Origin of the sequence: Actinoplanes sp. NPDC051859 (genome assembly GCF_044452725.1) — a bacterium.
In the GTDB taxonomy this organism is placed as follows: Bacteria; Actinomycetota; Actinomycetes; order Mycobacteriales; family Micromonosporaceae; genus Actinoplanes.
In genome coordinates, this window is the sequence record NZ_JBITBX010000004.1 from 253873 (window position 1) to 278003 (window position 24131).

The 24131-nt window shown below is 68.3% G+C and carries 16 protein-coding genes and 1 tRNA gene; 8 read left to right on the plus strand and 9 right to left on the minus strand.

Going from position 1 to position 24131, the window contains the following annotated elements; translation table 11 throughout:
* Positions 1-28: 28 nt before the first annotated feature.
* Genes ACIA1L_RS12170 through ACIA1L_RS12180 form a run of 3 tightly spaced genes read left to right on the plus strand, consistent with a single transcriptional unit; the run spans position 29 to position 1723 of the window.
* The gene (locus ACIA1L_RS12170; RefSeq protein WP_396072701.1) at positions 29-493 is read left to right on the plus strand and encodes an MSMEG_6728 family protein; all 465 of its coding nucleotides are present in this window, start codon (positions 29-31) and stop codon (positions 491-493) included.
* A 10-nt stretch (positions 494-503) separates the two neighbouring features.
* Positions 504-977 (plus strand): hypothetical protein, encoded by a 474-nt coding sequence (locus ACIA1L_RS12175; protein WP_396072702.1) that lies wholly within the window; start codon positions 504-506, stop codon positions 975-977.
* Positions 974-1723, plus strand: coding sequence for a hypothetical protein (locus tag ACIA1L_RS12180; protein WP_396072703.1), 750 nt, complete (start codon positions 974-976; stop codon positions 1721-1723). The genes ACIA1L_RS12175 and ACIA1L_RS12180 overlap by 4 nt, the downstream gene beginning before the upstream one ends.
* Positions 1724-2126: 403 nt before the next feature.
* On the opposite strand, the gene ACIA1L_RS12185 is transcribed toward ACIA1L_RS12180, so the two are convergent.
* Positions 2127-3167 (minus strand): peptidoglycan recognition family protein, encoded by a 1041-nt coding sequence (locus ACIA1L_RS12185; RefSeq protein WP_396072704.1) that lies wholly within the window; start codon positions 3165-3167, stop codon positions 2127-2129.
* A gap of 269 nt (positions 3168-3436) precedes the next feature.
* Positions 3437-3513 (minus strand) — tRNA-Thr (locus ACIA1L_RS12190).
* Positions 3514-3692: 179 nt separating this feature from the next.
* Here ACIA1L_RS12190 and ACIA1L_RS12195 point away from each other — a divergent pair.
* Positions 3693-4778 (plus strand): ABC transporter ATP-binding protein, encoded by a 1086-nt coding sequence (locus ACIA1L_RS12195; protein WP_396072705.1) that lies wholly within the window; start codon positions 3693-3695, stop codon positions 4776-4778.
* 51 nt (positions 4779-4829) lie between these two features.
* On the opposite strand, the gene ACIA1L_RS12200 is transcribed toward ACIA1L_RS12195, so the two are convergent.
* Entirely contained in the window at positions 4830-7850 is a 3021-nt protein-coding gene (locus ACIA1L_RS12200) for an Hsp70 family protein (RefSeq protein WP_396072706.1), read from the minus strand.
* A gap of 1173 nt (positions 7851-9023) precedes the next feature.
* Here ACIA1L_RS12200 and ACIA1L_RS12205 point away from each other — a divergent pair.
* From ACIA1L_RS12205 to ACIA1L_RS12215, 3 genes are all read left to right on the plus strand, one after another.
* Positions 9024-9983 carry an ALF repeat-containing protein gene (locus ACIA1L_RS12205; protein ID WP_396072707.1) on the plus strand — a complete coding sequence of 320 codons (960 nt, stop codon included), beginning with the start codon at positions 9024-9026 and terminating at the stop codon, positions 9981-9983.
* The gene (locus ACIA1L_RS12210; protein ID WP_396072708.1) at positions 9971-13057 is read left to right on the plus strand and encodes a polymorphic toxin-type HINT domain-containing protein; all 3087 of its coding nucleotides are present in this window, start codon (positions 9971-9973) and stop codon (positions 13055-13057) included. The genes ACIA1L_RS12205 and ACIA1L_RS12210 overlap by 13 nt, the downstream gene beginning before the upstream one ends.
* Positions 13058-13269: 212 nt before the next feature.
* On the plus strand, positions 13270-14202 hold the full coding sequence (locus tag ACIA1L_RS12215) for a hypothetical protein (RefSeq protein WP_396072709.1): 933 nt from the start codon (positions 13270-13272) through the stop codon (positions 14200-14202).
* Between the two features lie 335 nt (positions 14203-14537).
* Here the strand turns inward: ACIA1L_RS12215 and rlmB are convergent, their stop codons facing one another.
* The 4 genes from rlmB to ACIA1L_RS12235 all read right to left on the minus strand — a co-directional run bounded on the left by rlmB (position 14538) and on the right by ACIA1L_RS12235 (position 20275).
* Positions 14538-15656 (minus strand): 23S rRNA (guanosine(2251)-2'-O)-methyltransferase RlmB, encoded by a 1119-nt coding sequence (gene rlmB / locus ACIA1L_RS12220; RefSeq protein ID WP_396072710.1) that lies wholly within the window; start codon positions 15654-15656, stop codon positions 14538-14540.
* The gene (cysS, locus tag ACIA1L_RS12225; protein ID WP_396072711.1) at positions 15656-17068 is read right to left on the minus strand and encodes a cysteine--tRNA ligase; all 1413 of its coding nucleotides are present in this window, start codon (positions 17066-17068) and stop codon (positions 15656-15658) included. Before cysS ends, rlmB begins: the two co-directional genes overlap by 1 nt.
* Positions 17069-17161: 93 nt before the next feature.
* Positions 17162-18811, minus strand: a complete 1650-nt coding sequence (locus tag ACIA1L_RS12230; RefSeq protein WP_396072712.1) for a S8 family serine peptidase — start codon at positions 18809-18811, stop codon at positions 17162-17164.
* 66 nt (positions 18812-18877) lie between these two features.
* Positions 18878-20275 carry a class II fumarate hydratase gene (locus ACIA1L_RS12235; protein ID WP_396072713.1) on the minus strand — a complete coding sequence of 466 codons (1398 nt, stop codon included), beginning with the start codon at positions 20273-20275 and terminating at the stop codon, positions 18878-18880.
* Between the two features lie 209 nt (positions 20276-20484).
* Between ACIA1L_RS12235 and ACIA1L_RS12240 the strand changes: the two genes are divergently transcribed.
* Positions 20485-21000 carry a hypothetical protein gene (locus ACIA1L_RS12240; RefSeq protein ID WP_396072714.1) on the plus strand — a complete coding sequence of 172 codons (516 nt, stop codon included), beginning with the start codon at positions 20485-20487 and terminating at the stop codon, positions 20998-21000.
* Positions 21001-21051: 51 nt separating this feature from the next.
* Here ACIA1L_RS12240 and ACIA1L_RS12245 read toward each other — a convergent pair whose 3' ends face one another.
* On the minus strand, positions 21052-22719 hold the full coding sequence (locus ACIA1L_RS12245) for a fumarate hydratase (protein ID WP_396072715.1): 1668 nt from the start codon (positions 22717-22719) through the stop codon (positions 21052-21054).
* Positions 22720-22789: 70 nt separating this feature from the next.
* On the minus strand, positions 22790-24109 hold the full coding sequence (locus tag ACIA1L_RS12250) for a hypothetical protein (protein ID WP_396072716.1): 1320 nt from the start codon (positions 24107-24109) through the stop codon (positions 22790-22792).
* Positions 24110-24131 lie beyond the last annotated feature (22 nt).

Below are 24131 nucleotides of genomic sequence, written 5' to 3' on the forward strand. Positions count from 1 at the left end.
CTTCCGCATCCCGGGGCACCATGACCACATGCAGACGTTTCTCCCCTACCCGGACTTCACCGCCAGCGCCCGTGCGCTCGACCAGAAGCGCCTGGGCAAGCAACGCGTCGAGGCGGTCCAGGTCCTCCGCGGCCTCACCCAACCCGGCTACGGCTGGCGCCACCACCCCGCCGTGAAGATGTGGAAGGGCTACGAAGAGGCGCTCGTCCGCTACGGCCTCGACATGTGCGCCATCTGGACCGCCACCGGCCGAGCCGACACCACCGCCGCCACCATGCTGGCCGACGTCGAAGCCGCCCGCCGCATCACCTCGATCCGCAGCCAGGAAGATCTGGCAGCTGCTGGCGAATTGCCGCCCTGGCTCGGCGACGACGCCCTGCACTTGAGCCACCGATCCGCCCTGGTCCGCAAAGACTCCGCCTTCTACACCCCCGTATTCGGCGAGATCCCGGACGACCTGCCCTACGTATGGCCCCCGTCCGACCGCTCGTAAGATCACCTCCGTGAATATCCTGCGTGCGGCTCTGGCTCTCAGCACGATCGCCGCGCTTGCGGCCTGCACCGATAGCGCGCCGGCTGCAACCCCGGACGCCCAGCCTTCTGCCAGCGTGGACACGAAGACAGCATTGACGGCATCGACCGAAGCTCTGGCGGTCGGCAACTACCACTTCACCGGAACGATCGAGGGCAGCCGCATGCTGCCGACTCTGAGCTCGTCCGGGTTGCCGATGAGCATCCTCGGCCAGGCCCCCTTCACGGCCCAGCTTGACGCCGAGGACGCCTCACCAGGCTCGTTCTGGACATCCCGGCTCACAGAGACTCCGGAGAGCCCGGCTTTGACCTGGACCCTGAATATCGACGGTTACGGCGCCTCCCAGGCCCCGCAGGCTCCTGCGAAATTCACCGAGCTTCCCGAGGACGTCTACGAAGCCGCAGGGGCTAAGCCGGTGCAGCGACTGCAAGGGTCACCGGCGTGAATGTCCTGCGCCCGGTATCGGCTCTCATTACCCTCGCCGCCCTCACCGCCTGTACGGCTGTTCCCGATTTCGGTGGCGCAAGAACTGCGGCCGCCGACCCGCAGTCAGCGCTGACCGCTGCGACCGCGGGCTTGACCACCGGCAACTACCACTTCACCGCGACCGGCCTCTACAAGATCGAAGGCACGTTCCACCTGCCCAGCGAGAGCTGGAAGGAGACGACAGTCATCGACAGTCTCGTCTCGTACCACACGGTGATCGACAATGATCAGTACACCTGGTCTTCGAAGAAGAAGACAAACGCCGCCGCCTGGCAGCACGTCGACCTGTCTCGGTTGCCCGAGCGCCGCCGGCCGTCCACGTTGCGGGACTATCCGGACCGGACGGGAGTCACCGCGCTCGTCGCCGCCGCCACGAAGTGCACTGCGGACGGCGCGGCCATCTCCGGGGTCGTCGAGGGGCATCGCCTGCCACTCGTACCCTGGCAGACCGGGCTCCCGGCGGAGATCATCGGGGAGGCGCCGTTCACGGCCCGGCTCGACGAGAAGGGCCTCATCTCTCAGTTCATCCTGACCGTTCCGGGCCGGACGGAGTCGCCCGCATATCAGGGCGTCACCTGGTCCCTGACCGTCGACGGGTACGGCGCCTCGACGGCACAACGTGCGCCGGACCGGCAGGAAGAGGCGTCGGAGGACACGTACGAAATCATGGGCGCCAAGCGCATCGAGCGCTTCCAGCCGCGATAGCAGGTCGCACCCGACGGGCAGAGTTCCCGTCAGCCTGGGTGCTTTGCACGGGCCAGAAAGCCGTCACGCAGGCGCGGGTCAAGCACGCGCCCTGACCACCACTGCGTGAAGTCAGCGGCCTGATCGCCAGCGGCCGGTCGACAGGTGCAGCCAGCTGGCGAAGCCTGAACACCAAGGCGGGAATGCAACGGTATCGCTGGCTACGTTTCGGCGATCGGAAAGCCACCGGTAGGTGGTCCTCCGGACCGGACTGACGTCCGGTTGCCCGGGACACCAGGAGGTCCGTCAGCTCGGCTGAGCCTTGGTCTCCGCCTACCCGCGAATCACTTCGGCGGTCTCGCTGGCGTTCGGATGTGCGCGCCTGCCAGGCAAGGCCCAGACGGGCGGAGATGTTCGCTCTCCACTACCCAGTCGGCAAGCTCATCGCGGGCAGGTTGCGCATCTTGGCGGCGACGGCTTGGCGGACGACGGGCATCATGCCGTACAGAAAATCACCAGGGCACAGGGTGGCTCCGGCGGCGGAGTTGGCCTTGTGCCAATCCCGGTGGGTGGCGATGGTGGCGATCCTCGCTGCCGCACCAGAGATCGGGTTCTCGTAATCGGTCGTGCCCTGCGGGTCGAGCTTCGCGCTCGCGGCCAACCGGGCCAGCACGATGGTGAGTGCCGACAGAGCGGTGTTGGTGGGTCGAGTGTTCATGAAGTTGCCGAGCAGGCAGATGCCGATGTTTCCCGCGTTGAAGCCGCCGACGTGGGCCCCGTTGACCATCTGGGGCAGCCCGTCCGCGGTCAGCGCTGGGCCGAAGACCGGGATCGCGTCCGGGTCGGAGTAACAGCCTTCGTAGACTCGCCCGTCCGAGTCGATCAGCAATTGGTATCCGATGTCGCCGTAGTCCTGCGTAATGGCTTGCGTGTAGTAGATGCCGCGCACATGAGCGAGCTGATCCGCGACCGGCACATCTTCGCCGCTGTGATGCACGGTGAGTGTCTGGGTCTTGAAGAATGTGGGCGGCACCTTCACGGCGCCGGTCGAGTCGAACCGGTAGGACTCGTCCGCTCCCCAAGCCGCCCGGCTGAGGTATTTCGGAGCGATCTTCGCGGGCAGTCCCATCGGTAGCGTTCCTTCGGCCGCTGCCACCGCGCGCTTCGGCCCGTCCACGGTGTTGAGTTCGACCACCGAAACACCCTCGCCACGTACCTGGTAGTCCACGACGCCGTTGGCCGGAATCAGCAGGTGCGGCCGGGCCGTGGAGCCGTCGGGGCCTCCCGGGCAACCTGAGGGTTTGCGCCATGACTGCCATCCGGTGCGGGTACGCAACCGCACCGACGTCGCCCCGGCCACCGCCAAGTGCGTAAGGGCGAGTTCCGGAGCGATCTCGGTGCCGGACGGGACCACACCTCGGCGCTTCGACAGAGTGGCCGGGATGGTGCTCCGGCCGTTCGACACGGTTTTTGAAGGGTCCACCTCACTGGCGAACAGCGCGGATCTGGAGGCTGCCACAGAAACGGGCAGCGCCACGCTCAAGCCGGCGGCAACACGCAACAGAGATCGTCGGGAAGTCATAGCGACGGACGCTAGCGCCACCGCAAAGCACTTCCGACAGTTATAAAACAATCGACAACTTCTGAATTGTCCGGGTGCCGGCGGGTGCGGGGTGACGGGAGCGGTCCATCCCGGCACCTGGTCGACGCTGGCGCTGGCCCAGGACCTTCGTGTGGAGCCCCCGGTCGGAATCGAACCGACGACATCCTGTTTACAAGACAGGTGCTCTGGCCAACTGAGCTACAGGGGCGCGCCGCCAGCATACCGGCTACCTCGCGCCGGCGCGGAGACGCCCAGGCCACCGGCCCGCCTTGGCAAAACATGAAGAAACCTTTACCGTGCGAAGCGTGTGTGGCACGCCACACCGCGGTTCCTCCCACTCGGATCGTCCGGCACGTTCCTGCCGGTGGAAAGGAAGCTGATCCCCCCATGGCTACCGTCACTTATGACAGCGCCTCCCGTATCTATCCCGGCGCCGAGCGCCCTGCCGTCAACGAGCTGAGCCTCGAGATCGGCGACGGCGAGTTCCTCGTTCTGGTCGGCCCGTCCGGCTGCGGCAAGTCCACCAGCCTGCGGATGCTGGCGGGTCTCGAGGATGTCGACCGCGGGCGCATCCTCATCGAGGGCAAGGACGTCACCAATCTCCCGCCGAAGTCGCGCGACATCGCGATGGTCTTCCAGAACTACGCCCTGTACCCGCACATGTCGGTGTACGAGAACATGGCGTTCGCCCTGAAGCTGCGGAAGACCCCGAAGTCGGAGATCGACCGCCGCGTGCAGGAGGCCGCCAAGCTGTTGCAGCTCGAGGAGTACCTGGCGCGCAAGCCGAAGGCGCTCTCCGGCGGTCAGCGTCAGCGGGTCGCCATGGGCCGGGCGATCGTCCGCGAGCCGCAGGTGTTCCTCATGGACGAGCCGCTGTCGAACCTCGACGCCAAGCTGCGTGTGCAGACCCGATCGCAGATCGCGACGCTGCAGTCGAAGCTCGGCATCACCACGGTCTATGTGACGCATGACCAGGTGGAGGCCATGACGATGGGGCACCGGGTGGCGGTCATGCTCGACGGCGTACTCCAGCAGTGCGACACCCCCCGCGCCCTCTATGACACACCTGGCAATGTGTTCGTCGCGGGCTTCATCGGCTCGCCGGCGATGAACATCAAGACCGTGCCACTGGCTGAGGCGGGCGCGAACTTCGGTCCGCTGGCTGTGCCGTTGACCCGGGAGCAGGCGACCGCCGCGCAATCCGACACCCGGCAGGTGACGGTCGGTTTCCGGCCCGAGGCCACCGATCTGGTGCCGGCGTCGGCGGGCGGGCTGCCCATCGTTGTCGACCTGGTCGAGGACCTGGGTTCGGACGCCAACGTCTACGGCCACGCGGCCTTGGACGGCGGTTCGGAGCGGTTCGTGGTCCGCACCGACCGGCGCGGCATGCCGACACTGGGCGAGACGGTCTACATCAAGCCGCAGGCCGACCACGTGCATTTGTTCAACGCCACCACCGGCGCGCGGATCTGACAGTTGCCGGACGGGCGGTTCCCCTCGCGGGGAGCCGCCCGTTTGAGCGTCTTATGCCGCAAAGGTGTGCAGGACGAAGTCCTTCTCGGCGACACAGGCCAGGTGGTGCTGGTCCCAGGCACACGTCGCTGACCGTACGCCGGTAAGCGACCCCAGTGGCACCGCGGCGTCGCCCACGTGTTCGCCGGTGAGCGCCGGGTCGTCGGGCGAGGTGGACAGCGGCTTGGAGAACAGCAGGATGTTGCCGCCGTCGAGCCGGCCGACCGCGGCGGCCCGGCTCCAGGCGACTGTTCCGTCGGCGCGGAGCAGGGACACCTGGGTGGCGGGCTGGGTGTTCTGCTGGGCGAGCAAGGCGTCGCCGACGGGCACCAGGCCGTCGATTTCCGGGAGCGGCCGCGCCCACTTCTTGCCGCCCTTAACCACGTCGACGGCCACTACCTGGGTGGTTTTGGAGTCGTAGCCGTCGGTCTGCACGAAGCAGATCAGGTCGTCGCCACACGGCGTGAGTCGTTCGAGGTGGCTGGTGTCCGGCGCGGTGTAGGGCACCTGCGGTTGGCCGAGCTTGTTCAGGTCGTAGACGACGATCTGTCGGGTGTCGCCGCCTTCCGCCACGATCAACCGGCCGTTGTGCGCGATGACTTCGGTCTCGGGGTCGGCCACGCTTTGCCGGGTGGACACCTGGCCGCCGGTCCCGGCGTCGAGGACCCGAACCGACCGGTCGGCCCCGATCTGCACGATCCGTTCGTCGTCGTCCATCGGTTCGGCGAAGGCCACGCCGGTCGTGGTGGCGGCCCCCGCGAGATCGTCGGGAGTGGAGGCAGTGACGACCTTCGTGGTGTACTGCCCGCTCTCGGATTTGGGGTTCTTCTTCTCCCAGGCAATCTTGCCCTGGCCGCGTACTTCGAGGCCGGCGATCCGGTTTTCCGTCCGGTCGACGAGGACGGCGATGTCACCGGCGAAGTGCATGCTGTCGTTTGTCGCGATCCGGCGTTCCCACATCTTCTTGCCGTCTTCCGGATTGAGGAAGACCATCCGCCGGTCACGGCTGTCGGAGTCGGCGGCGGTGATCGCCACGACCGCGTTCGGCAGCGTGAAGAAGAATTCCCAGCGGTCGGCAACTCCGGCGTCCGTGCTGCTCCACAGTTTCTTGCCGGTGTCCGCCGCGGCGGCGACCACACCGAGCTGCCCGTTGTCGTCGGCGCTCGCGAAGTAGGCCCGCCCGTCCCGCAGCCCGGCAGCCGAGAAGCCCGAGGTCACCGGCACTGCCGGGGCGACCGGCCGCGCCGCACTCAGCGGCTGATAGTCCAGCGCGGCATACCCCGGCCAGAAATACGCGACCAAGGTCGCAGCGGCACCCAGCACGACGACGGTCGCCGCGGCCACAATCCAAAGACCTTTTCTCCGGTACGCCGGAAGCCTCGGCCCCGGAGTCGTCCGTTCCGCACTCGTCGCCGCCGAAGCAAGCCAAGGCTCGGCCGCCGTCGGGGCAGCCGCAGGCGACGTGGGTGCTCCCGAAGTCGGTGCCCCTGATATCGGCGCACCCGATGTCGGCAACCCGAAATGCGAACCATGTCCGGCAGCCAGCGCCGCCGCCTCCCCGGTAGCCCACGGATCCACGGGCTCGGCATACTCGGGCTCTCCTGCCCCCGCCTGTCCACCAGCCGCCGGGCTCCCCGAAACGCCAGGCGAAGGCGGCCCAGCCGCCGAGGCCCCCGCAACGCCTGGCGCAGATGGCCCGGCCAATGAGCTTCTCGCAGCGTCAGGCGTGGGTAGCCCGGCCGCTGAGCTCCCTGCAACGCCTGGCCCAGCCGCTGTGGGCGAGTCCGGCGCCGCTGCGGCCTCGGTCCGCGGGTCCGTGTCGTGCTGTCCGTGGGCCACTGTGTCGGCAACTGGCCCGGCTGCCGCGGCCTGCATCAGCGCGCGCCCCGCCTCCGCAGCCACGTGTGGTGGGCGACTCGCGTTGTCGTCGGTGGCTGCCGCAGTCGCGTCACCGGTCGACGGTGTTGCGGCCAGGAGCGCGCCCTCGGCCACCGGGAGTTCGGGCTGTTCCAGCACGGTCGGTGCGACGCCCAGCTCACTGTGCAACAGCCGCGCCACCATGGGCACCCGGGACGAGCCGCCGACCAGGAACAGCCCGGCCAGGTCTGCCGGCGCCAGTCCCGCGGCCTTGATCACCTCGACGGCCTCGGCCACCCCACGACGCACCAGCGGGCCGGCGACCAGCTCGAGCTCGTCGCGGGTCAGGTGGACGGCATGCTCTAACCCGGGCACTGCCACCGGCGCTTGCGCGGTGCGGGAGAGCATCTCCTTCGCCCCGCGTACCTCGTCCCAGAAGTGCCGCCTGGCCCGCCACTGCGCAAGGGTGACCGGCTCCCGCAGCGCGGCCCATGCTTCGGGGTCGGTTTCTGCCAAGCCCATGCCCAGGTGTGCGACCAGGGCCGCATCGATGTCCAGCCCGCCCAGGTCGTCAAGCCCGCCGGAGGCGACCACCTCGAACCGGCCGCGACCATCGGCGGCCATGCCCCCATTGCGCACGACGGCGATGTCCAGCGTGCCGCCGCCGAAGTCGAAAACGGCGAGCGCCGCACCGACCGGCACCGGGCGGCGCAGCACCTCGGCGAAATAACGTGCCGCCGCGACCGGTTCGGGCACGATCTGCGTTGCCGGCGGCCACCCGGCCAGGGCAAGCGCCCGGGTCAGCACCTCGCGACGGGTCTCGCCCCAGGCCGCGGGGCAGGTCACCACTGCCGGAGGCAGATGGCCGGCGGCCGCCACGGCCTCGCGGGCAACGGCTTCGAGGAGGGCGGCCAGCAACTCGGGCACCGGCACTTCGGCCTCGCCGAGCAACACGGTCGGGGCATCAACCTGCCGCTTCGGATGCGGTTCGAGCCGGGCTGGTTCCGCATAGCCGAGGCGTACGGCATCGTGGCCCACATGCAGTCGCCCGGCGCTGTCCCGAAAGACGGCGGACGGCAGCAGCGGCCGGCCGTCGAACAGCAGTGGCCGGACGCGCCCATCCGGCCAGCGCAGCATGGCGACGGTGTGAGAAGTGCCCAGGTCAACACCGAGCATGTACTGCCCCTCCGCAAACGTTCGACCCGGCCCGCCACGTTACAGGGCTGCCCCACTCCCTCGAAGTCGCGCCGGGCCGCCCGCCCCACCCGATCGGGGTCGGCGCCGAACTGCCGCCGCCCACGCCCGGCAATCATCTTCATCCGCAACGAGGTGGAGCTACCGTCGCGCCTCGTCGGATCCCGCCGGGCCGGGAGCAGCTCGGCGATCTCCACAGTGACCGGCAACACCCCTGGGAGATATCCGGCTGAACCAGCACGGAATGGTCGGCGGTGCTGACCGCCTGGCTTTCGCTGCGGTGCGGTCCCGGCGCTGGTCAGCAGCGTTCAGCTGCGACAGCAGGCATCGGGATGAGTGACTATTCCGCGCTTGTGAAGCAGCCTCGCATCCGTTACGGTTCCGCTCGTTGTGTCCATCGGGGGGAGGGCGCAAGCGTGAACCCTGCCGTCTGTCTATGACCCTTGGTGCTCCGCTTGCTTACCTGTGCCTCCGCTGCCGAACCACCGCGACTTCCCGTGGCCACCTCCTTGCGTCAGTGGGAGCGCCCACAATCTCCTGTGTCTGCGTGCCGGGACAAGTTACGGGCGCTAGCGCCTTATCCCAGCACCCGCAATGGTGGACAAGCCATTCCCTAAAAGCTTGCACATGAGTTCTCACCGGCCTGCATAGCCGCCCCGATCGCGATTCCAGGGGGCTTGCAACCGCAGAAGGAGAAACACCACCCCTGATCTTTCGCACTCGTGACTCACCTTTATGTCCTTCCTGACCGCCCTCGCCTGTCGGGGCAGCGGGAGCTCATCTGCTGCAACAGCACTGCAACGACAACACCGACCAGGGACGGTCGGTAACCGACGGTAAATGACGCGCCCGGACTCACCTGGCTGCTGTAGGGGAGAAACAGATCTGGCCGTCCCCTCGCGGGCGGCCGGCTGCTATCTCTCAATCGACCATGGAGCATAGATGTTTGGACTTTCTCGCCCGGCCGGCAGGTCCGGCAGCGGGCGAATGACATCCCGGCGCGGCGTAGCTGTCGCGCTGAGCCTCGTTTTAGCCGCTACGTTCGTCTCCCCGCCGGAACCGGCGGCGGCCGAAACCGTGGTGGTGGATCGCGGTACCGCGATCTCGGACTTGATCACGGGTGGGCCCTCGGTACGCCGGGCTGCCGAGGCCGCCTTGACGGGGTCCACAGCGGACCTGGAGCAGTATTTCAAGACCACCTATAAAGAGGCGCTCGCAGCAGATCAGCTGGCGGCGGCACAAGTCCTGGCGGGCATGGACGGTCCGACGATGCGCGCGGCGGCCCTGAAGGCGATCGCGACGTCGCCGCAGGAGACCCGTGCTTTTGTCAACGAGGGGTGGATTCCCAGCTGGAACGCCGACGAACGCATCCGGGTGACGCGGATCCTGGAGGCTGGTGGCCCCACGGCGAAGGCCGCGGCACAGGCCGCCCTCGGTGGTTCTCCAGAGGACCTGGAGAAGTTCCTGTCGAGCGGGTATGCGAAGGCGGTCCAGGCCGACGACCGGATCTCGGCGACGCGGATGCTGACCGGCGGGCCGAACAACAGCGGCCCGGTGCTGAACTCCGCAGCCCAGGATGCGCTGGCGGGCAGTTCTGAGCAGTTGCAGGAGTTCCTGTCCTACGGGCAGTTCGTGGCCCGGGCCCGGGACCAGGAGCTGGCGTCGCTGCAGAGTCTGACGCAACAGGCGAAGCAGGCTTCCGAGACCACTGCAAAAGAGGCGCTCGCGGCGACGGGCGCGTCGAACCGGGCGGCAAATGCTGCTTCGGAGGCCAAGAAGGCCGCCAAGACCGCGGCCGCCGAGACCAAGGCTGCCGGTGGTGCGGCGAAGAAGGCCGACGCGGCTGCCGGCCGTGCCGCAGACGCGGCCAAGGGTGCCGCGATTGCCGCCCGCGAGGCGGTCGGCGCATCGAACGCGGCGATGAGGGCGGCGCGGATCGCCTCGGATGCGGCGCAGAAGGCGACCGCTGCGGCGGCGGCGACGGCGCAGGCGGCCGCCCGGGCGCAGCAGGCCGCCGCCAACGCGCGGTCGGGTGCCGGGGACGCGCGGACGGCGCGTCTGGCCGCGGAGGCAGCTCGCGACGCGGCGAAGAAGCTCGCGAGTTGGACCAGGTAAGAGTAGAGCGTGATCGGGCGCTGGCCGAAGCGGCGAAGGCGGCGCAGGCGGCCAGGGGCGCCAGCGCCGACGCGGATGAGGCAGCCGCGGCGGCCGATGATGCTGGTGCGCAGGCGGGTGTTTCGGAGGAGCAGGCGGCGCGGGCGCGTCAGGCGGCCGCGGATGCCCGGCGAGCGGCAGCTGCGGCGGCTCGCGCTGCCGAACGAGCTGTCGCGCTGGCACGCAAGGCGGCAGTCGCCTCGGACCAGGCGTTCAACTACGCGCGGCAGGCCGCCGCGCACGCCGAGAAGGCCGCGGATGCGGCGGACGCAGCGGCGGCGGCAGCGGAACGGGGTGAGAAGTCCGCGACCGAGGCGTCGAAGCATGCCTCGGCCGCGGCCGAGGCCGCGAATATGGCCGTGGCCACCGTCGAGCAAGCCGTCAACGTGGAAAAGCTGGCGCGGGAAGACGACACCACCCGTCTTGCGGAAGCTACCGAGCAGGGCATCCTGCGAGCACAGGACGCCCTGCGTCTGGAGGGCGAGGAGAAGGCCAAGGGTGGTGAGGCGGCCGCCTGGAACAAGAAGCTGGTCTGGGACACAGCGGAGGAAGACCGCATCGACGCCGGCACTCGTCAGCTGCTGGATGAGGCGGCGGCCGGGGGCGCCACGACGGAGGTCATGCTCCAGAAGAGCCGTGAGGCTGCGGTTACGCTGCTGACCACCGGTAGCGAGTGGACCAAGGCCGCCGCGGAGGAGGCGTTGGCCGGCGGTGAGATCGAGGTGCGGTCCTGGCTGGCCGAGGGACGCCGGCTCGCGGTCGGTCAGGACGACCGGGCGAAGGTGTGGCGTCTGGTCGACACCCTGCCGGACGGTGCGGAGAAGACTGCCGCCAAGACCGCCCTTGAGGGCGACGACGCCGCGGTGGAGAAGTTCCTGCGCACCCGCAACTACGCGGGCAAAGTCGTCAAGGACCGCACTCAGATCTATGCGATCCTCAACGCGGCGCCTGGCCCGAACGTCAAGAATGCCGCGGAGGCGGCACTCGGCGGGACCCCCGCAGACTTGCACAAGTTCCTGCGCGAAGGACAGCACACCGCTCGGGCGGCAGACGACCGCATTGAGATCTACCGGGTGATGGAGACCGGCGGCCCCGAGGTCAAGGCCGCAGCCCAGGTCGCCCTTTCGGGCCCCAAGTCCCACCTGTCGTACTTCCTGACCACCTCGCGCTACCAGGCAGCGCAGCGCGACGCGGAACAAGTCGCGCACGTGCAGGCGGCTCGCGCGCTGGTCATGCAAACCCAGGAGTACGCGCAAAAAGCCCTCGCTGATGCTGCCAACGCCAACAAGGCGGCACTGGACGCGTGGGGCAAGGCAGCCGAGGCGAACAAGGCAGCGGCCGATGCGGCCGGCTACGCGAACAAGGCCGCCGGATACGCTAACGACGCCAAGAAGTCCGCCGCCGAAGCGAAGGCCTCGGCCGACAAGGCGGCGCAGTCGGCGACCAAGGCGAAGCAGGCCGCGGCCTCGGCGCAGGCCAGCGCTAACGCCGCAGCACAATCCGCCGCTACCGCGACTGCCGCAGCCCAGCGCGCCCGTGTTTCTGCTGACGCCGCCTACGCTGCCAAGCGAGACGCTCGCGAGTCTGCCAACGCAGCCAAGAACGACGCCGCAGCGGCAGATGTCGCCGCGAAGGAAGCCGCCACTATCTACACCACGAGACTCAGGGAGTACGAGGCTCAGCAGCGCAGCACGGCACCGGGCACCGGCACCGACGGGGTAGGCAGCGCCGCTGACGACCACAAGACCTGGGGCTGCCTTGAACTCGACGTGTCCGCGCTCTCGATGGAATGCCTCAAGGTCTACAAGGACTTCGCGCTCGCGCTGATCGATCAGCCCAAGTGCGCGCAGACCCCGGACGCACCGGGCTGCCGGATGCTCGCTGACCTCAAGTCGTTCGTCGGCGAGAACGAAGAGGTCATGCTGGACATGCTCCAGTTCGTGCTGATGGGTTGCGGTCTCATCCCCGGGGCCGGTGAGGTGTGCGACGGCATCGATGCGGGTGTCTCCTTCAGCCGAGGAGACTTCGTCGGCGGATTGCTGTCGCTCGGCGCGGCCGTCCCGGGCGTGGGAATGCTCGGCACCGGCCTCAAGGGCTGGAAGAACTCCGACAAGCTTCGCGGCATCAAGGAACTTATCGATAAAATTCGCCGGAAAGGCAAGTGCCCGAACAGCTTCGTTCCCGGCACCCGGGTCCTGCTCACTGGCGGCCGAAGCAAAAAGATCGAGAACCTGCGAGTTGGCGACAAAGTGCTCGCCAAGGACCCAGTATTCGGCCAGTCAGGCGCTCGCGCGGTGACCGCCACGATCACCAGCTTCGGGAAGAAGGACATCGTTGACCTCAAGGTCAACGGCAAGGGTGGCAACGCGACGATCTCCGCTACGGATTCCCACCCCTTCTGGGTTCCCGCGCGCAAATCCTGGGTTCCCGCAAAGGATCTGGCCGCCGGCACCAAACTGGTCGACGACAAGGGCGCCGCGGTACGGATCGTCGGAAAGAGCGAACGCACCAAAATCACCCGGGTATACAACCTTTCCGTCGACGACTTCCACACTTACTATGTGCTGGCCAAGCGCACACCGGTTTTGGTGCACAACTGCGGCGAGCTGGACGCTGATGAGGGTGTGGCGATTCCTGGCAAGGCCGATCCGGCACACACCAAGGATAGGCACATCACTCCTAATGATGAGACAATCAAAAATCGAGCGAAGGCAAAGGGGCACGACGTCGGGCGCTGGAAGGATCAGGCGAAGGCCCAAGAGGTCATCAATTATGTGCTGAACAGCCCCGCGCATGCTAAACAAATCCAAAACTGGAAAGTTAAGGCCACGCAGCCATTTCCGTCCCAGAAGGACCTATCAGTACCACTCGAGGGAACCTTCGGTGATGAATCGCTGGGGGTTGTGGCAACGCCTGACGGCCAGATCGTCAACAGTAGTAACAGATACCGCGTTGTTCTTACCTGGGTCGGAAAGCAAAATCACAAGCGCGGATGGGTGGTGGAGACCGCCTTCCCCGTTGGCAGAAGGCCTTAGCGGGAGAAGGGGGTGACGTGAAGGCGCCATTCCCTCCAATCTTGCTGTGACCTATTTCTGAATTGAAGGCATTCCCGGCCTGGCGGCCGGGGATGCCTTCAATTTCGGCTCCCGTTTCGTATAAAGTGTTCCAGATCGCCGATGTCGTCCCACTCATTGCCCTGACCCGGCCTGATTCGACATCGTGCAGGACCGCGCGCGAGGATGAACTGATGGCCACGGCGAACGACTTGTACCGGAACAGACTGCAGTTGATCGAAGCCGGCCGCTGGATAGATCTTCTCGGCATGGCCGCCCACGACAAGACCGACGACCCGGTAGCTGCGGAAGAGCGACGCGCAGCCGCGCACGCCGTTGCCGTGCACGGATCGCCGGCCCTGGCTGCCGCCGCGGCCGAGCTCTACCCCGACGATCACGGCTTCATCGGCCCGCTGTGGGAAGTGATCGCTCACCGGCCGTGGCGCGAACTCGCCCCGCACCTGACCCATCCGCGCGTACGCGAGCTGGTCGCCCAGACCCGGGTCCTGCACGGCGAGGACCTTCGTGGAGTCATGGAGGCGGAAGTCCCGCTGCGGCTGGAGCCGTGGGAGTCCGCCCACTGGGATCCCGAGTGGGATATCCCCGAATACTCGGTGCACAGCCGTATCGGTGGCATCGAGTGGTGCTTCCCGCACTGGCTGATCGAGAACCTGCCCGGCGGCGTTCCGCTGTCGGTGGCCTCTCTGGAGCAGATGGAACACCCCGCCGTTCCGGTCCTGGATGGGTTGAATGAGCCCCACAAGCCGATCAGGGCGTACGCCTTCCGCGGGACCGCCTGGCAGGCCGCCTCGTCGGTAGCAGCCGATCGGGAGGCGTGCCGGGCGACCGAGGTGCCGTTCGCCCTGGCGTACGGACACCTGGTGCACCTGTCCACCGGCATCGGGCCCTCCGCCACAACAAATTACGCCGGCCAGGCGCTGGGCCGGCTCGCCCTGTGGCGGGTACTACGAGTGATGGCCGGCGGCGACCCCGTACCCGCGTTCGTCGAACGTCTGCGGTGCGTCACCTGGCGAAGGCCTACCGAGTACAGCAACTACTTGCACCTCGCGATGGAGGACCCCATCCAGAGGACCACCTGGGCACTCACCGCCGAAGCCACCGATTGACCGCCGACAGCCAAGGACAGCGGCCGCCTGTTCGGAGGTAAGCCCCTCGAAAGGCCAGCACCTCGCGGTCGCCTGCGCTTCCAGATCCGTTCCAGTCAACGCTGGCGGCGGTTCCGTCGGGCAGGTGGCGCAGCGGCGAGGCGTACGTCGAGGGCCTGACGCCGCAGCCAGCCGAGGGCCCGGCTGGCCATGCTCCGGCGGGTCACGGCGAACAGCCAAGGCCGAGCGTCCTCGGGGATGTCACCCCGCCGCCAAGCGGTGCGCTCTTCCGATCAGTGCACAGACGCGAACCGGCCGGGACGTTCGCACGCCCCGGCCGGTGAGAAGTCGGTGGATCAGCCGTACATGCGGCGGCGGGCCACCTCGGCCAGGGTGACCGCGGCGGCGACGCTCGCGTTCAGGGACTCCACATCGGAAGCCATCGGAACGCTGACCCGAAGGTCACACGTCTCGCCGACCAGGCGGGACAGGCCGCGGCCCTCGGAGCCCACCACCACGATCAGCGGACCGACCGCCGCCTCGAGCTGGTAGAGGTCCGTCTCGCCGTCCGCGTCGAGGCCGATGACCGTGAAGCCGGCCTGCTGGGCGGCCTTGACCGCGCGGGTCAGGTTGACGACCTGCGAGACCGGCACCCGGGCGGCCGCGCCCGCGCTGGTGCGCCAGGCGGTTGCGGTGATGCCGGCCGCGCGGCGCTCGGGGAAGAAGACGCCGTGCCCACCGAAGGCGGCCACGGATCGGATCACCGCGCCGAGGTTGCGGGGGTCGGTCACGCCGTCGAGGGCCACGAGCAGCGGTGCGGGCTGTTCCAGTGCCGCTGCGAGCAGGTCGTCGAAGTTTTCGTACGCGAAGGGCGGCACCTGCAGCCCGATGCCCTGGTGCAGCACTCCGCCGGTCATCCGGTCGAGTTCGGCCCGGCCGATCTCCAGGATCGGGATGCCGCGGTCACCGGCTGTGCGGACGATCTCGTTGACCCGGTCGTCGATGTCGATGCCCTGTGCCACATACAGCGCGGTGGACGGGATCGAAGCGCGCAGGGCCTCGACCACCGGGTTGCGGCCGAGCAGCAGCTCGGGACCTTCCCGGGTCGGGTTGGAGCGGCGACCGGGGGCGATGCGCGGGCCGCGGCTCTGCATGCGGGCGCCGCCGCGCTTGGGGGCCGGGCCGGGGATGCCGCGGCCGCCGCCGCGACCCCAGGTGGTGTCCTTGGAGCCCGGGATGCCGATCTTGGGCGCTCGGCCCTCGGCGGCGGCAGCGCGGCGTTCTTTCTCCTGCTTGCGGGCGGTCTTCTCGGGCAGCTTCTCGGTGCCGGAGTAGCCCTTGTGCCACGGCCGTTCGTCGGCAGGCAGGGTCTTGCCACGGCCCTTGAGGCTGGCGCGGTTCTTGCCGCCGGAGCCCATGGCCGCGCCCTTTTTGGACGTGTTCCGCTTGCTCGCGTTACTGGAATTTCCTGGCATCAGTGCTGCTCTCCTACCGTCCAGCGCGGCCCGGTCGGAGTGTCCTCCACCTGAATTCCCGCGTTCTTGAGCTGGTCGCGGACCGAGTCGGCCGCCGCCCAGTCCTTGCGTGCACGGGCCTGCGTGCGCTGTTCCAGCGCCAGCGCGACCAGCGAGTCGACGACCGGTTTGAGGTCGCCGCCGGTCTCGGTGCCGCCCCAGGCCTCGTCCAGCGGGTCGAGGCCGAGGACGGCGAGCATGGCCCGTACCTCGGTCAGTGCCGCGCGGACGCCGGTCTCGTCGCCCGCCGCCAGCGCCGTGTTGCCGTCACGGATCGTGTCGTGCACGACCGCGAGCGCCGCCGAGGTGTTGAGGTCGTCGTTCATCGCCGCGCTGAACGCCGGGGGCACCTGCTTGGGCCGGCCGGGGCCGACCACTTCGACGGCCCGTTGCACGAAGCCCTCGATCCGCTTGTACGCCGTCGCCGCCTCACGCAGGGCGTCGTCCGAATAGTCGATCCGCGAGCGATAGTGCGGCACGCCGAGGTAATAACGCAACTCGACGGGTCGGATGCCCATCGCGCGAACCGCCTCGACGTCGATGACGTTGCCCAGCGACTTGCTCATTTTGGCCTCGCCGAGGTTGAGCAGCGCGTGGTGCACCCAGTAGCGAGCGAAGGGCAGCCCGGCCGCCTTGGACTGGGCGATCTCGTTCTCGTGGTGCGGGAAGGTGAGGTCCAGCCCGCCGCCGTGGATGTCGAACTCGTCGCCGAGGTAGCGCCGGGCCATCGCCGAGCATTCGATGTGCCAGCCGGGCCGGCCCCGGCCCCACGGCGACGGCCAGGAGGCGTCGGTGGGCTCGTCGGCCTTGACGCCCTTCCACAGGGCGAAGTCGCTGGGGTGCCGCTTGCAGCGTTCCGGGTTGTCGTGGGCGAGCATGTCCTCGGGCTTCTGCCCGGAGAGCGCGCCGTAATCGGCGTAGCTGGGCACGTCGAAGTAGACGTCGCCGCTCTGATCGGCCGATTCGTAGGCGTGGCCGCCGTCGATGAGCGTGCCGATGAGCTCGTGCATCTCCGGGATGTGCCCGGTAGCGAGCGGCTCGTAGGTCGCGGGCAAGACGTTCAAGGCGCGGTAGTCGCCGTCGAGGACGATCTTGTTGGCGTAGGCGATGGCCCAGAACGGCTGCCCGGTCTGCTGCGATTTGACCAGGATCTTGTCATCCACGTCCGTGAGGTTGCGGATGAAGGTGACCTCATAGCCGGAGTGCAGCAGCCACCGCCGCAGGACGTCGTAGTTGACACCGCTGCGCAGGTGCCCGATGTGGGGCACGGACTGGACGGTGAGACCACAGAGGTAGATGCCGGCCTGACCGGGCGTCTTCGGGACGAAGTCCCGGACGGATCGGGTCGCGGTGTCATACAGCCTCAGCGTCACCCGGTAAGGGTACCGACCTTCTGAAGCGGACAACCGCCCCGTCCGAGTGGCCGGGCGGGGCGGTTATCCACAACCTTTTCCACAGGTACGGACTCAGCGCCCGCCGACCGCCTTGTACGCGTCAACGATGCCGTGCCCGTAGAAGCTGTTGAAGTTCTTGTCCCCGTCGCAGTACGCGTCAAAGTCCGTGCTGTACCCCTCCTGCACGTAGCTCCGCAGCCGCGGCTCCGGGCAGGCCGTCTTGGTCGCCGAGCGGTAGAGGATCGACTCGACGATCTTCGGGTTGAGCGTGAGCCCGCCCCGCCACCAGTCGCGGTGGCCGTACCGGCTGACGATCAGCGCAGCGACACCGGCGGCGTGCGGCGAGGCCATCGAGGTGCCGGCCAGGTAGGTGTAGTAGCCGCACTTACCGTCGGCCGTGCACTCCTTGAAGACGTTCGGGCTGGTCGGGTTCCCGTCGGCGTCCACCGTCCCGTTCTTCTGCAGAACCGCCAGCGGGTACGTGGACAGAATGTTGTTGGCCGAGGTGTTGTACTGCGGCGTACCGAAGAAGTCCCGGGTGAAGCCGCCCGGCGCCGCGACGCCGATCTGCTCGGTGCCGTAGTTGGAGTAGTGCGACTTCGACGTCGACGGGCCGATCGCCGAGACGCCGATGACGTGCGGGCCCTCGGCGGGCAGCGAGAAGCAGGTCTTGTTGTCGAGCGGCCGCTCGTACGGCGTGCCGCCGTAGTCGGGGCTGGTCGTGTCGACCTGCGGGTCGTTGAGGTTGTCGTGCTGGTTGCCCAGCGCACCGACCAGCGTGACACCGCGCTTGTGGGCGTAGTTCAGCGCCCGCTTCACGCCGGTGATGATGGCCTGCTGCTCGGCCTGCGCCTCGGGTGAGTCCGCCGGGTTGGCCGTGCAGTTGTAGAGCCACGGGTCCACGTAGAACGACATGTTGACCACGTCGAGACCGGCGTCACCCGCGTACGTGAGGGCGTTGACGACCGGGGCGAGGAAGAAGTAGCCGGAGTCCTGGCCGCCCTTGAGCTCGACCAGCGTGACGTTCGGCGCGACGCCGGACAGGCCGGTGCCGTTGGCCGCGGCGGCAATCGTGCCGGCCACGTGGGTGCCGTGTCCGCCGTCGTCGGTGCCGACCGGGTCGAGGCAGCTTTCGACCTCGCAGGGTCCGTCGACGTCGACCAGGTCGGGGGCGAAGTTGCGGGACAGCTTGCTGCTGAAGTTGGGCGCAAGGTCCGGGTTGGACGCGTCGAGGCCGGTGTCGAGGACGCCGACCGTGACACCCCGCTCACCCTTCTCGATCTTCCGGGCCTTGTCGGCCTTGATCATGGTGAGACCCCACAACTTGTCGTCGAGGGGGTCGGGGGTCTTCACGCCACGCGGACCCTTGCCGCGCAGGGCGTCGGCGACCGGCTGCTCGATGGCGGGCGCTGTCTTGGGGGCGTACCCAATGGGCTTGTTGGCCGAGGCACCGATGAGCGCTGCGGAGCGCGCGGCCTGGGCCTTGAAGTCCCCAGCGGACGAGGTGACCTTGAAGGTGCCGACAGCGGTGTTGCTGCTGACGACCGTGCCGCCGGCGGCGGTGATCGCGGCGATCGCGTCGGCGGCGGAGACGCCGTCATCGGCGACAACGGTGTATTCGGTGCTGGCAGCGGCCGCGGCCGGAGTGCTCGGCAGTCCAACGAGGAGGGCTGCGAGGCTCGTCGCGGTGGCGACGGCCCCAGCCGTTAAGCGTCTTCTCATCCCCGCATCCCATCGAAGAGCACGATCATTTACAAGGGTTGATCGTTTTCTTCTGTCAGCGTTCGGTCACGGACGGGTCATCCGGAGGACGTCCAGAGCGGCGTCGAGCTGTTCCTCGGTCACCGCTCCGTTAGCGACATGTCCGCGTTCGATGACAACTGCCCGAATGGTCTTGTTCTCCTTGAGTGCCTGCTTGGCGATCGCCGCGGCCTCGTCGTAGCCGAGGTAGCGATTCAGCGGCGTCACGATCGACGGCGACCCTTCCGCGTACGCCCGGGTCACTTCCTCGTCCGCCTCCAGGCCCGCGATGCACCGGTCGGCCAGCATCCGGGCGGCAGCAGCCAACAGCTTGATCGACTCCAGCACATTGCGAGCCAGCACCGGCAGCATCACATTGAGCTCGAAATCGCCCTGCGTGCCGGCGAACGCCACCGCCGCATCGTTGCCGATCACCTGCGCGACCACCTGACGCACCGATTCGGGTACGACCGGATTCACCTTGCCCGGCATGATCGACGACCCGGGCTGAAGATCCGGCAACCGCAGCTCCCGCAGACCGGCGCGCGGCCCCGAACCCATCCACCGGATGTCGTTGACGATCTTGTAGAGGCTGACCGCGACCACCCGAAGCTGCCCGGAAGCCTCCACCAGGCCGTCCCGCGCACCCTGCGCCTCGAAATGGTTACCGGCCTCCGTCACCGGCAAGCCCGTCAGCTCCCGCAACCGCTCAATCACCGCCGAGGCAAACCCGGGCGGGGTGTTCACGCCCGTCCCCACCGCGGTCCCGCCGAGCGGCAGTTCAGCCAGCCGCGGCAGCGCGGCGGTCAGCCGGTCGATGCCGTAGCGCACCTGCGCCGCGTACCCGGAAAATTCCTGACCCAGGGTGACCGGCGTCGCATCCATGAGATGGGTACGGCCGGACTTCACGACCTGCGCCCACTCCTCGGCCTTGGCGCCGAGCGCCGCCGCAAGATGCTCGAGCGCCGGAATAAGGTCCGCGGTGACCGCCCCGGTCGCCGCGAGGTGAATCGACGACGGGAAAACGTCATTGCTCGACTGCGAAGCATTGACGTGGTCATTCGGGTGCACCGGCCGGCCCAGCTCGCGCGACGCCAGCTCGGCGATCACCTCGTTGGTGTTCATGTTCGACGAGGTGCCCGAACCGGTCTGAAAAACATCGATCGGGAACTGGTCGTCGTAGCCGCCCTCAGCCACCTGAGCCGCAGCCGAAGCAATGGCCTTCGCCAGATCGTCATCCAGCACCCCCAACGCAGCATTGGCCTGCGCGGCCGCACCCTTGATCCGGGCCAACGCGTGAATGTGCGCAGGCTCGAGCCCCCGCCCGGAGATCGGAAAGTTCTCCACCGCCCGCTGCGTCTGCGCCCGCCACAGGGCAGCAGCCGGCACCCGAACCTCACCCATCGTGTCGCGCTCGATCCGAAAGCCACTCTCGTCAGTCGTCACCCCACCATCCTGCCCCCGGCAGGCGCCGGCTGCAGATGATCCGCACCACCCCCTCATCGGCCCAGCTCCGCCCGCAGCGAATGCGCAGCTCGTCCGCCCGACGCGGGCGAGCCGTTCACGTTCGCGAGGATGACAGCGGTTGGACGCTGCCCGGAGGCGGAAGTATCGTCCCGAGGGTTTGGTCTCCCCCCCGACGAACAGGATTTGCCATGCGACGCACCCTCCTCGCCGCGGCCGCGGGTGGTCTACTTCTCGCCGGATCAGCCTGCGGCAACAGTGACGGTCCCGAATCCGCGGCCCCCACCCAGGCCGCCCCCGTCGCGACCACGACTGCCGCGACCACGCCGCCGCCGGACTACTCCGCGGACACCAAGCGGATCTGCGCCAAGCTCGACAAGATCTTCGACGGCGACCTCGAGGGCTTCGGCACCGAGCTGGGCAAGATGATTGCGTACAAGGAAGCCAAGCAGGCCGACAACGCCAAGGCCGCCGAGAAAGCGGCGGCAAAGGAACTCAAAACCGTCGCGGCCGAGGTGCGCAAGGAAACCACAGCTGCCCAGGACCCCGACCTCAAGGCAGCAGGCGCGTCCACCGCAACCCGCCTCTCCGAGAGCGCCTCTAAGGCCTCGTTCTTCGCCGGCATCAAGTCGGAAAAGGACCTCGACAAGGTCGTGCAGAGCGAGATGACGACGTGGATCGCACCGGTCGTCGGCCAATGCGCCTGAGAGGTCGCCGCCGGGGAGGCGTCCGCCGACTACCTGCTGACGGGGTGCTGGCTAGCCGCCCTTGCCGATCTGCAGGACGTTCTTGGGGCGAGTGACGTCGGCGAAGAAGTCGTTACCCTTGTCGTCGACGACGATGAAGGCGGGGAAGTTCTCGACGTCGATCTTCCAGACCGCTTCCATGCCGAGTTCCGGATATTCCAGCACCTCGACGTGCCGAATGCAGTCCTGTGCCAGCCGGGCCGCCGGGCCGCCGATCGATCCGAGGTAGAAGCCGCCGTAGCTCTGGCAGGCTTCGGTGACCTGGGTGGAGCGGTTGCCCTTGGCGAGCATGACGAGGGAGCCGCCAGCCGCCTGGAACTGCTTGACGTACGCGTCCATCCGCCCGGCCGTGGTCGGGCCGAAGGAGCCGGAGGCGTAGCCCTCGGGGGTTTTGGCCGGGCCGGCGTAGTAGACCGCGTGATCGCGTAGGTACTGCGGCATGGGCTCACCGGCGTCAAGGCGTTCGGCGATCTTGGCGTGGGCGATGTCGCGGGCGACGACCAGCGGGCCGGTCAGCGACAGCCGGGTCTTGACGGGGTATTTGGCGAGCTGGGCACGGATGACGTCCATCGGCTGGTTGAGGTCGACGCGGACCACCTCGTCGGTTTCCAGCGACTCGTCGGTGACGTCGGGCAGGAACCGGGCCGGGTCGGGCTCGAGGCGTTCCAGCCACACGCCGGACGGCGTGATCTTGCCGAGGGCCTGGCGGTCGGCGGAGCAGGACACCGCGATGGCGACCGGGCAGGAGGCGCCGTGCCGGGGCAGCCGGATGACGCGGACGTCGTGGCAGAAGTAGCGGCCGCCGAACTGGGCGCCGATGCCGAAGTCGCGGGTGAGCTCGAGGACCGCCGCCTCGAGTTCGACGTCGCGGAAGCCGTGCCCGGTCATCGAGCCTTCGCGGGGCAGGTTGTCGAGATATTTGGCGCTGGCAAGCTTGGCGGTCTTGAGCGCGTGTTCGGCGCTGGTGCCGCCGATGACCACGGCCAGGTGGTACGGCGGGCAGGCCGAGGTGCCGATGAGCCGCAGCTTCTCGTCCAGGAACGACATCAGTCGCGCCGGGTTCAGCAGCGCCTTGGTCTCCTGGTAGAGGTACGACTTGTTGGCCGAGCCGCCGCCTTTAGCCATGAACAGGAACTTGTACGCGTCCGGCTGTCCGCCCGGGTCCTCGGCGTACAGCTCGATCTGCGCGGGCAGGTTGGAGCCGGTGTTCCTCTCGTCCCACATGGTGAGCGGTGCGAGCTGCGAGTACCGCAGGTTCAGCTTCGTGTACGCCTGGTAGACGCCGAGCGCGATGGCTTCTTCGTCGGCGCCGTCGGTGAGGACGTGCCGGCCGCGCTTGCCCATGACGATGGCCGTACCCGTGTCCTGGCACATGGGCAGCACGCCGCCGGCGGCGATGTTGGCGTTGCGCAGCAGGTCGAGGGCGACGAACCGGTCGTTGGCAGAGGCCTTGGGGTCGTCGATGATGGCTCGCAGCTGGGCCAGGTGCGCGGGGCGCAGGAAGTGCGCGATGTCGTGCATGGCCTCGGCGGTGAGGTGGGTCAGCACGGCCGGGTCGACGGTGAGGAACCGCCGGCCGCCGGGTCCGTTGACCACGTCCACGCCCTCGTCCGAGAGCAGCCGGTACTCGGTCGTGTCCTCGCCGGTCGGCAGCAGCGGCGAGTACGAGAAAGCGCCCATGACGGGCAAGCCTAGGCCAGCACCGGCCGGCGGTGCGAACCACGGGGGTGAGGCCGACATTCCGGTGCAATCACCGTGCGGGTGACGAACCGTACGGAAGGTAGGCCATGTCCCGCCCGGAAACCAAGATCAAACCTTCCGGCCCGGCCGCGAAGACCTTCGCGTCGGTCCGGGCCTCGGTGAGGACCTTCCCGGTGCGCGGGCTGAGTGCGACGATCCGGGCCGGTTTCTGCTCCACCACGATCGCCGCGTACGGGGTCAGCGCCGCCGATGCCTCCGGGCCGGCAGCTCGGCGCCACGCCACCTCCCCGCGGCTGAAGGACCACGAACTGAGCGTCTTCCCGTCAGCGCTGCGGATCAGGGCGTACGAGTTGTCGACGGCGAACACCCGCTGGCCCTTGTCGCCACGCCACAGGTCTCGGCCGTCGTGGGCGGAGATCAGTTCCTCGCGGCCGGTCGGGCCGACGCCGAGCAGCACGTTGGAGCCGCCTGCGGGGTCCCGGTCCTGTTCGCAGGCGTTGCCGTCGCCGGCGGTCCGCAGGTTGAGCCCCTCTCGTTGCCAGACCGGCCGGCCAGCGTCCGAGGCGTGCGCGATGACGTCGTAGTAGCAGGTGCCGTCGCGGCTCTCGCCGGTCACGGTGAGCACTCGGCTGCCCGCGACCGCGATCCGCTGGTTGTGGTCGGCCGTTCGGGTCTGCGCCACCCGCCCCTGGGCGGTGTCGATGATCTGCACCTTGCCGTCGCCGGGCAGTCCGATCAGGTGGGGCAGCACGCCGGGGCCACCGGCTCGCCTGTCGACGCCAGCGGCTCCCAGCGGCTGGGTGTCGGGCAGGTCGGGGTTGGAGGCGTCGAGGACGAAGCCGATGCCGGGCGCGGCGACCTGCCACCGGGGTTCGGTGCCACGCGGGTCCCAGGCTCGCAGCTCACACTCGTTCGACCTGGGACAACGCAGGTCCAGCAGCGCGTCGGAATACGTCCAGACGGCTTTGGCGGCCGGATCTTTGCGCCGCACCTGCCCGGTGGCCGGGTCGAGTACCTCGTATCCGGCGGTCAGCATCCGGCCGGTGACGACGACCGCGTCGGGGCCGGTCCCGACAACTCCGGCCCAGTCGGCGTCGGATTTCCACAGCGGAACCCCGCCGGTCAGCCCGTACGCCTCGATGGAGGTGCGGTATTCGATGACGACCGTGCCGCCGGTGATGGTGACGGTCTGCGGGGAGCCACCGATGGCGGTCTGCCAGCTCGCGGCGTCCGCGGCGATCGGATCGGTCTGGGTGATCCAGGTCCAGAGCCGAGGGAATGGGTTCCACACCCCGGTGGTGGCGAGCACGATGAGGGTGACGACGCCGACGAACGCGATGCTCTTGGGACTCGGACCGCCGGCTGCCACGCCGACACGGTAACGAGATCAA

Bases quoted from the DNA above. Each gene is read 5' to 3' on its own strand.
- ACIA1L_RS12240 (WP_396072714.1), top strand. From the start codon at position 20,485: ATGCGACGCACCCTCCTCGCCGCGGCCGCGGGTGGTCTACTTCTCGCC.
- ACIA1L_RS12200 (WP_396072706.1), bottom strand. From the start codon at position 7,850: ATGCTCGGTGTTGACCTGGGCACTTCTCACACCGTCGCCATGCTGCGC.
- ACIA1L_RS12195 (WP_396072705.1), top strand. From the start codon at position 3,693: ATGGCTACCGTCACTTATGACAGCGCCTCCCGTATCTATCCCGGCGCC.
- ACIA1L_RS12215 (WP_396072709.1), top strand. From the start codon at position 13,270: ATGGCCACGGCGAACGACTTGTACCGGAACAGACTGCAGTTGATCGAA.
- ACIA1L_RS12170 (WP_396072701.1), top strand. From the start codon at position 29: ATGCAGACGTTTCTCCCCTACCCGGACTTCACCGCCAGCGCCCGTGCG.
- rlmB (WP_396072710.1), bottom strand. From the start codon at position 15,656: ATGCCAGGAAATTCCAGTAACGCGAGCAAGCGGAACACGTCCAAAAAG.
- ACIA1L_RS12245 (WP_396072715.1), bottom strand. From the start codon at position 22,719: ATGGGCGCTTTCTCGTACTCGCCGCTGCTGCCGACCGGCGAGGACACG.
- ACIA1L_RS12230 (WP_396072712.1), bottom strand. From the start codon at position 18,811: ATGAGAAGACGCTTAACGGCTGGGGCCGTCGCCACCGCGACGAGCCTC.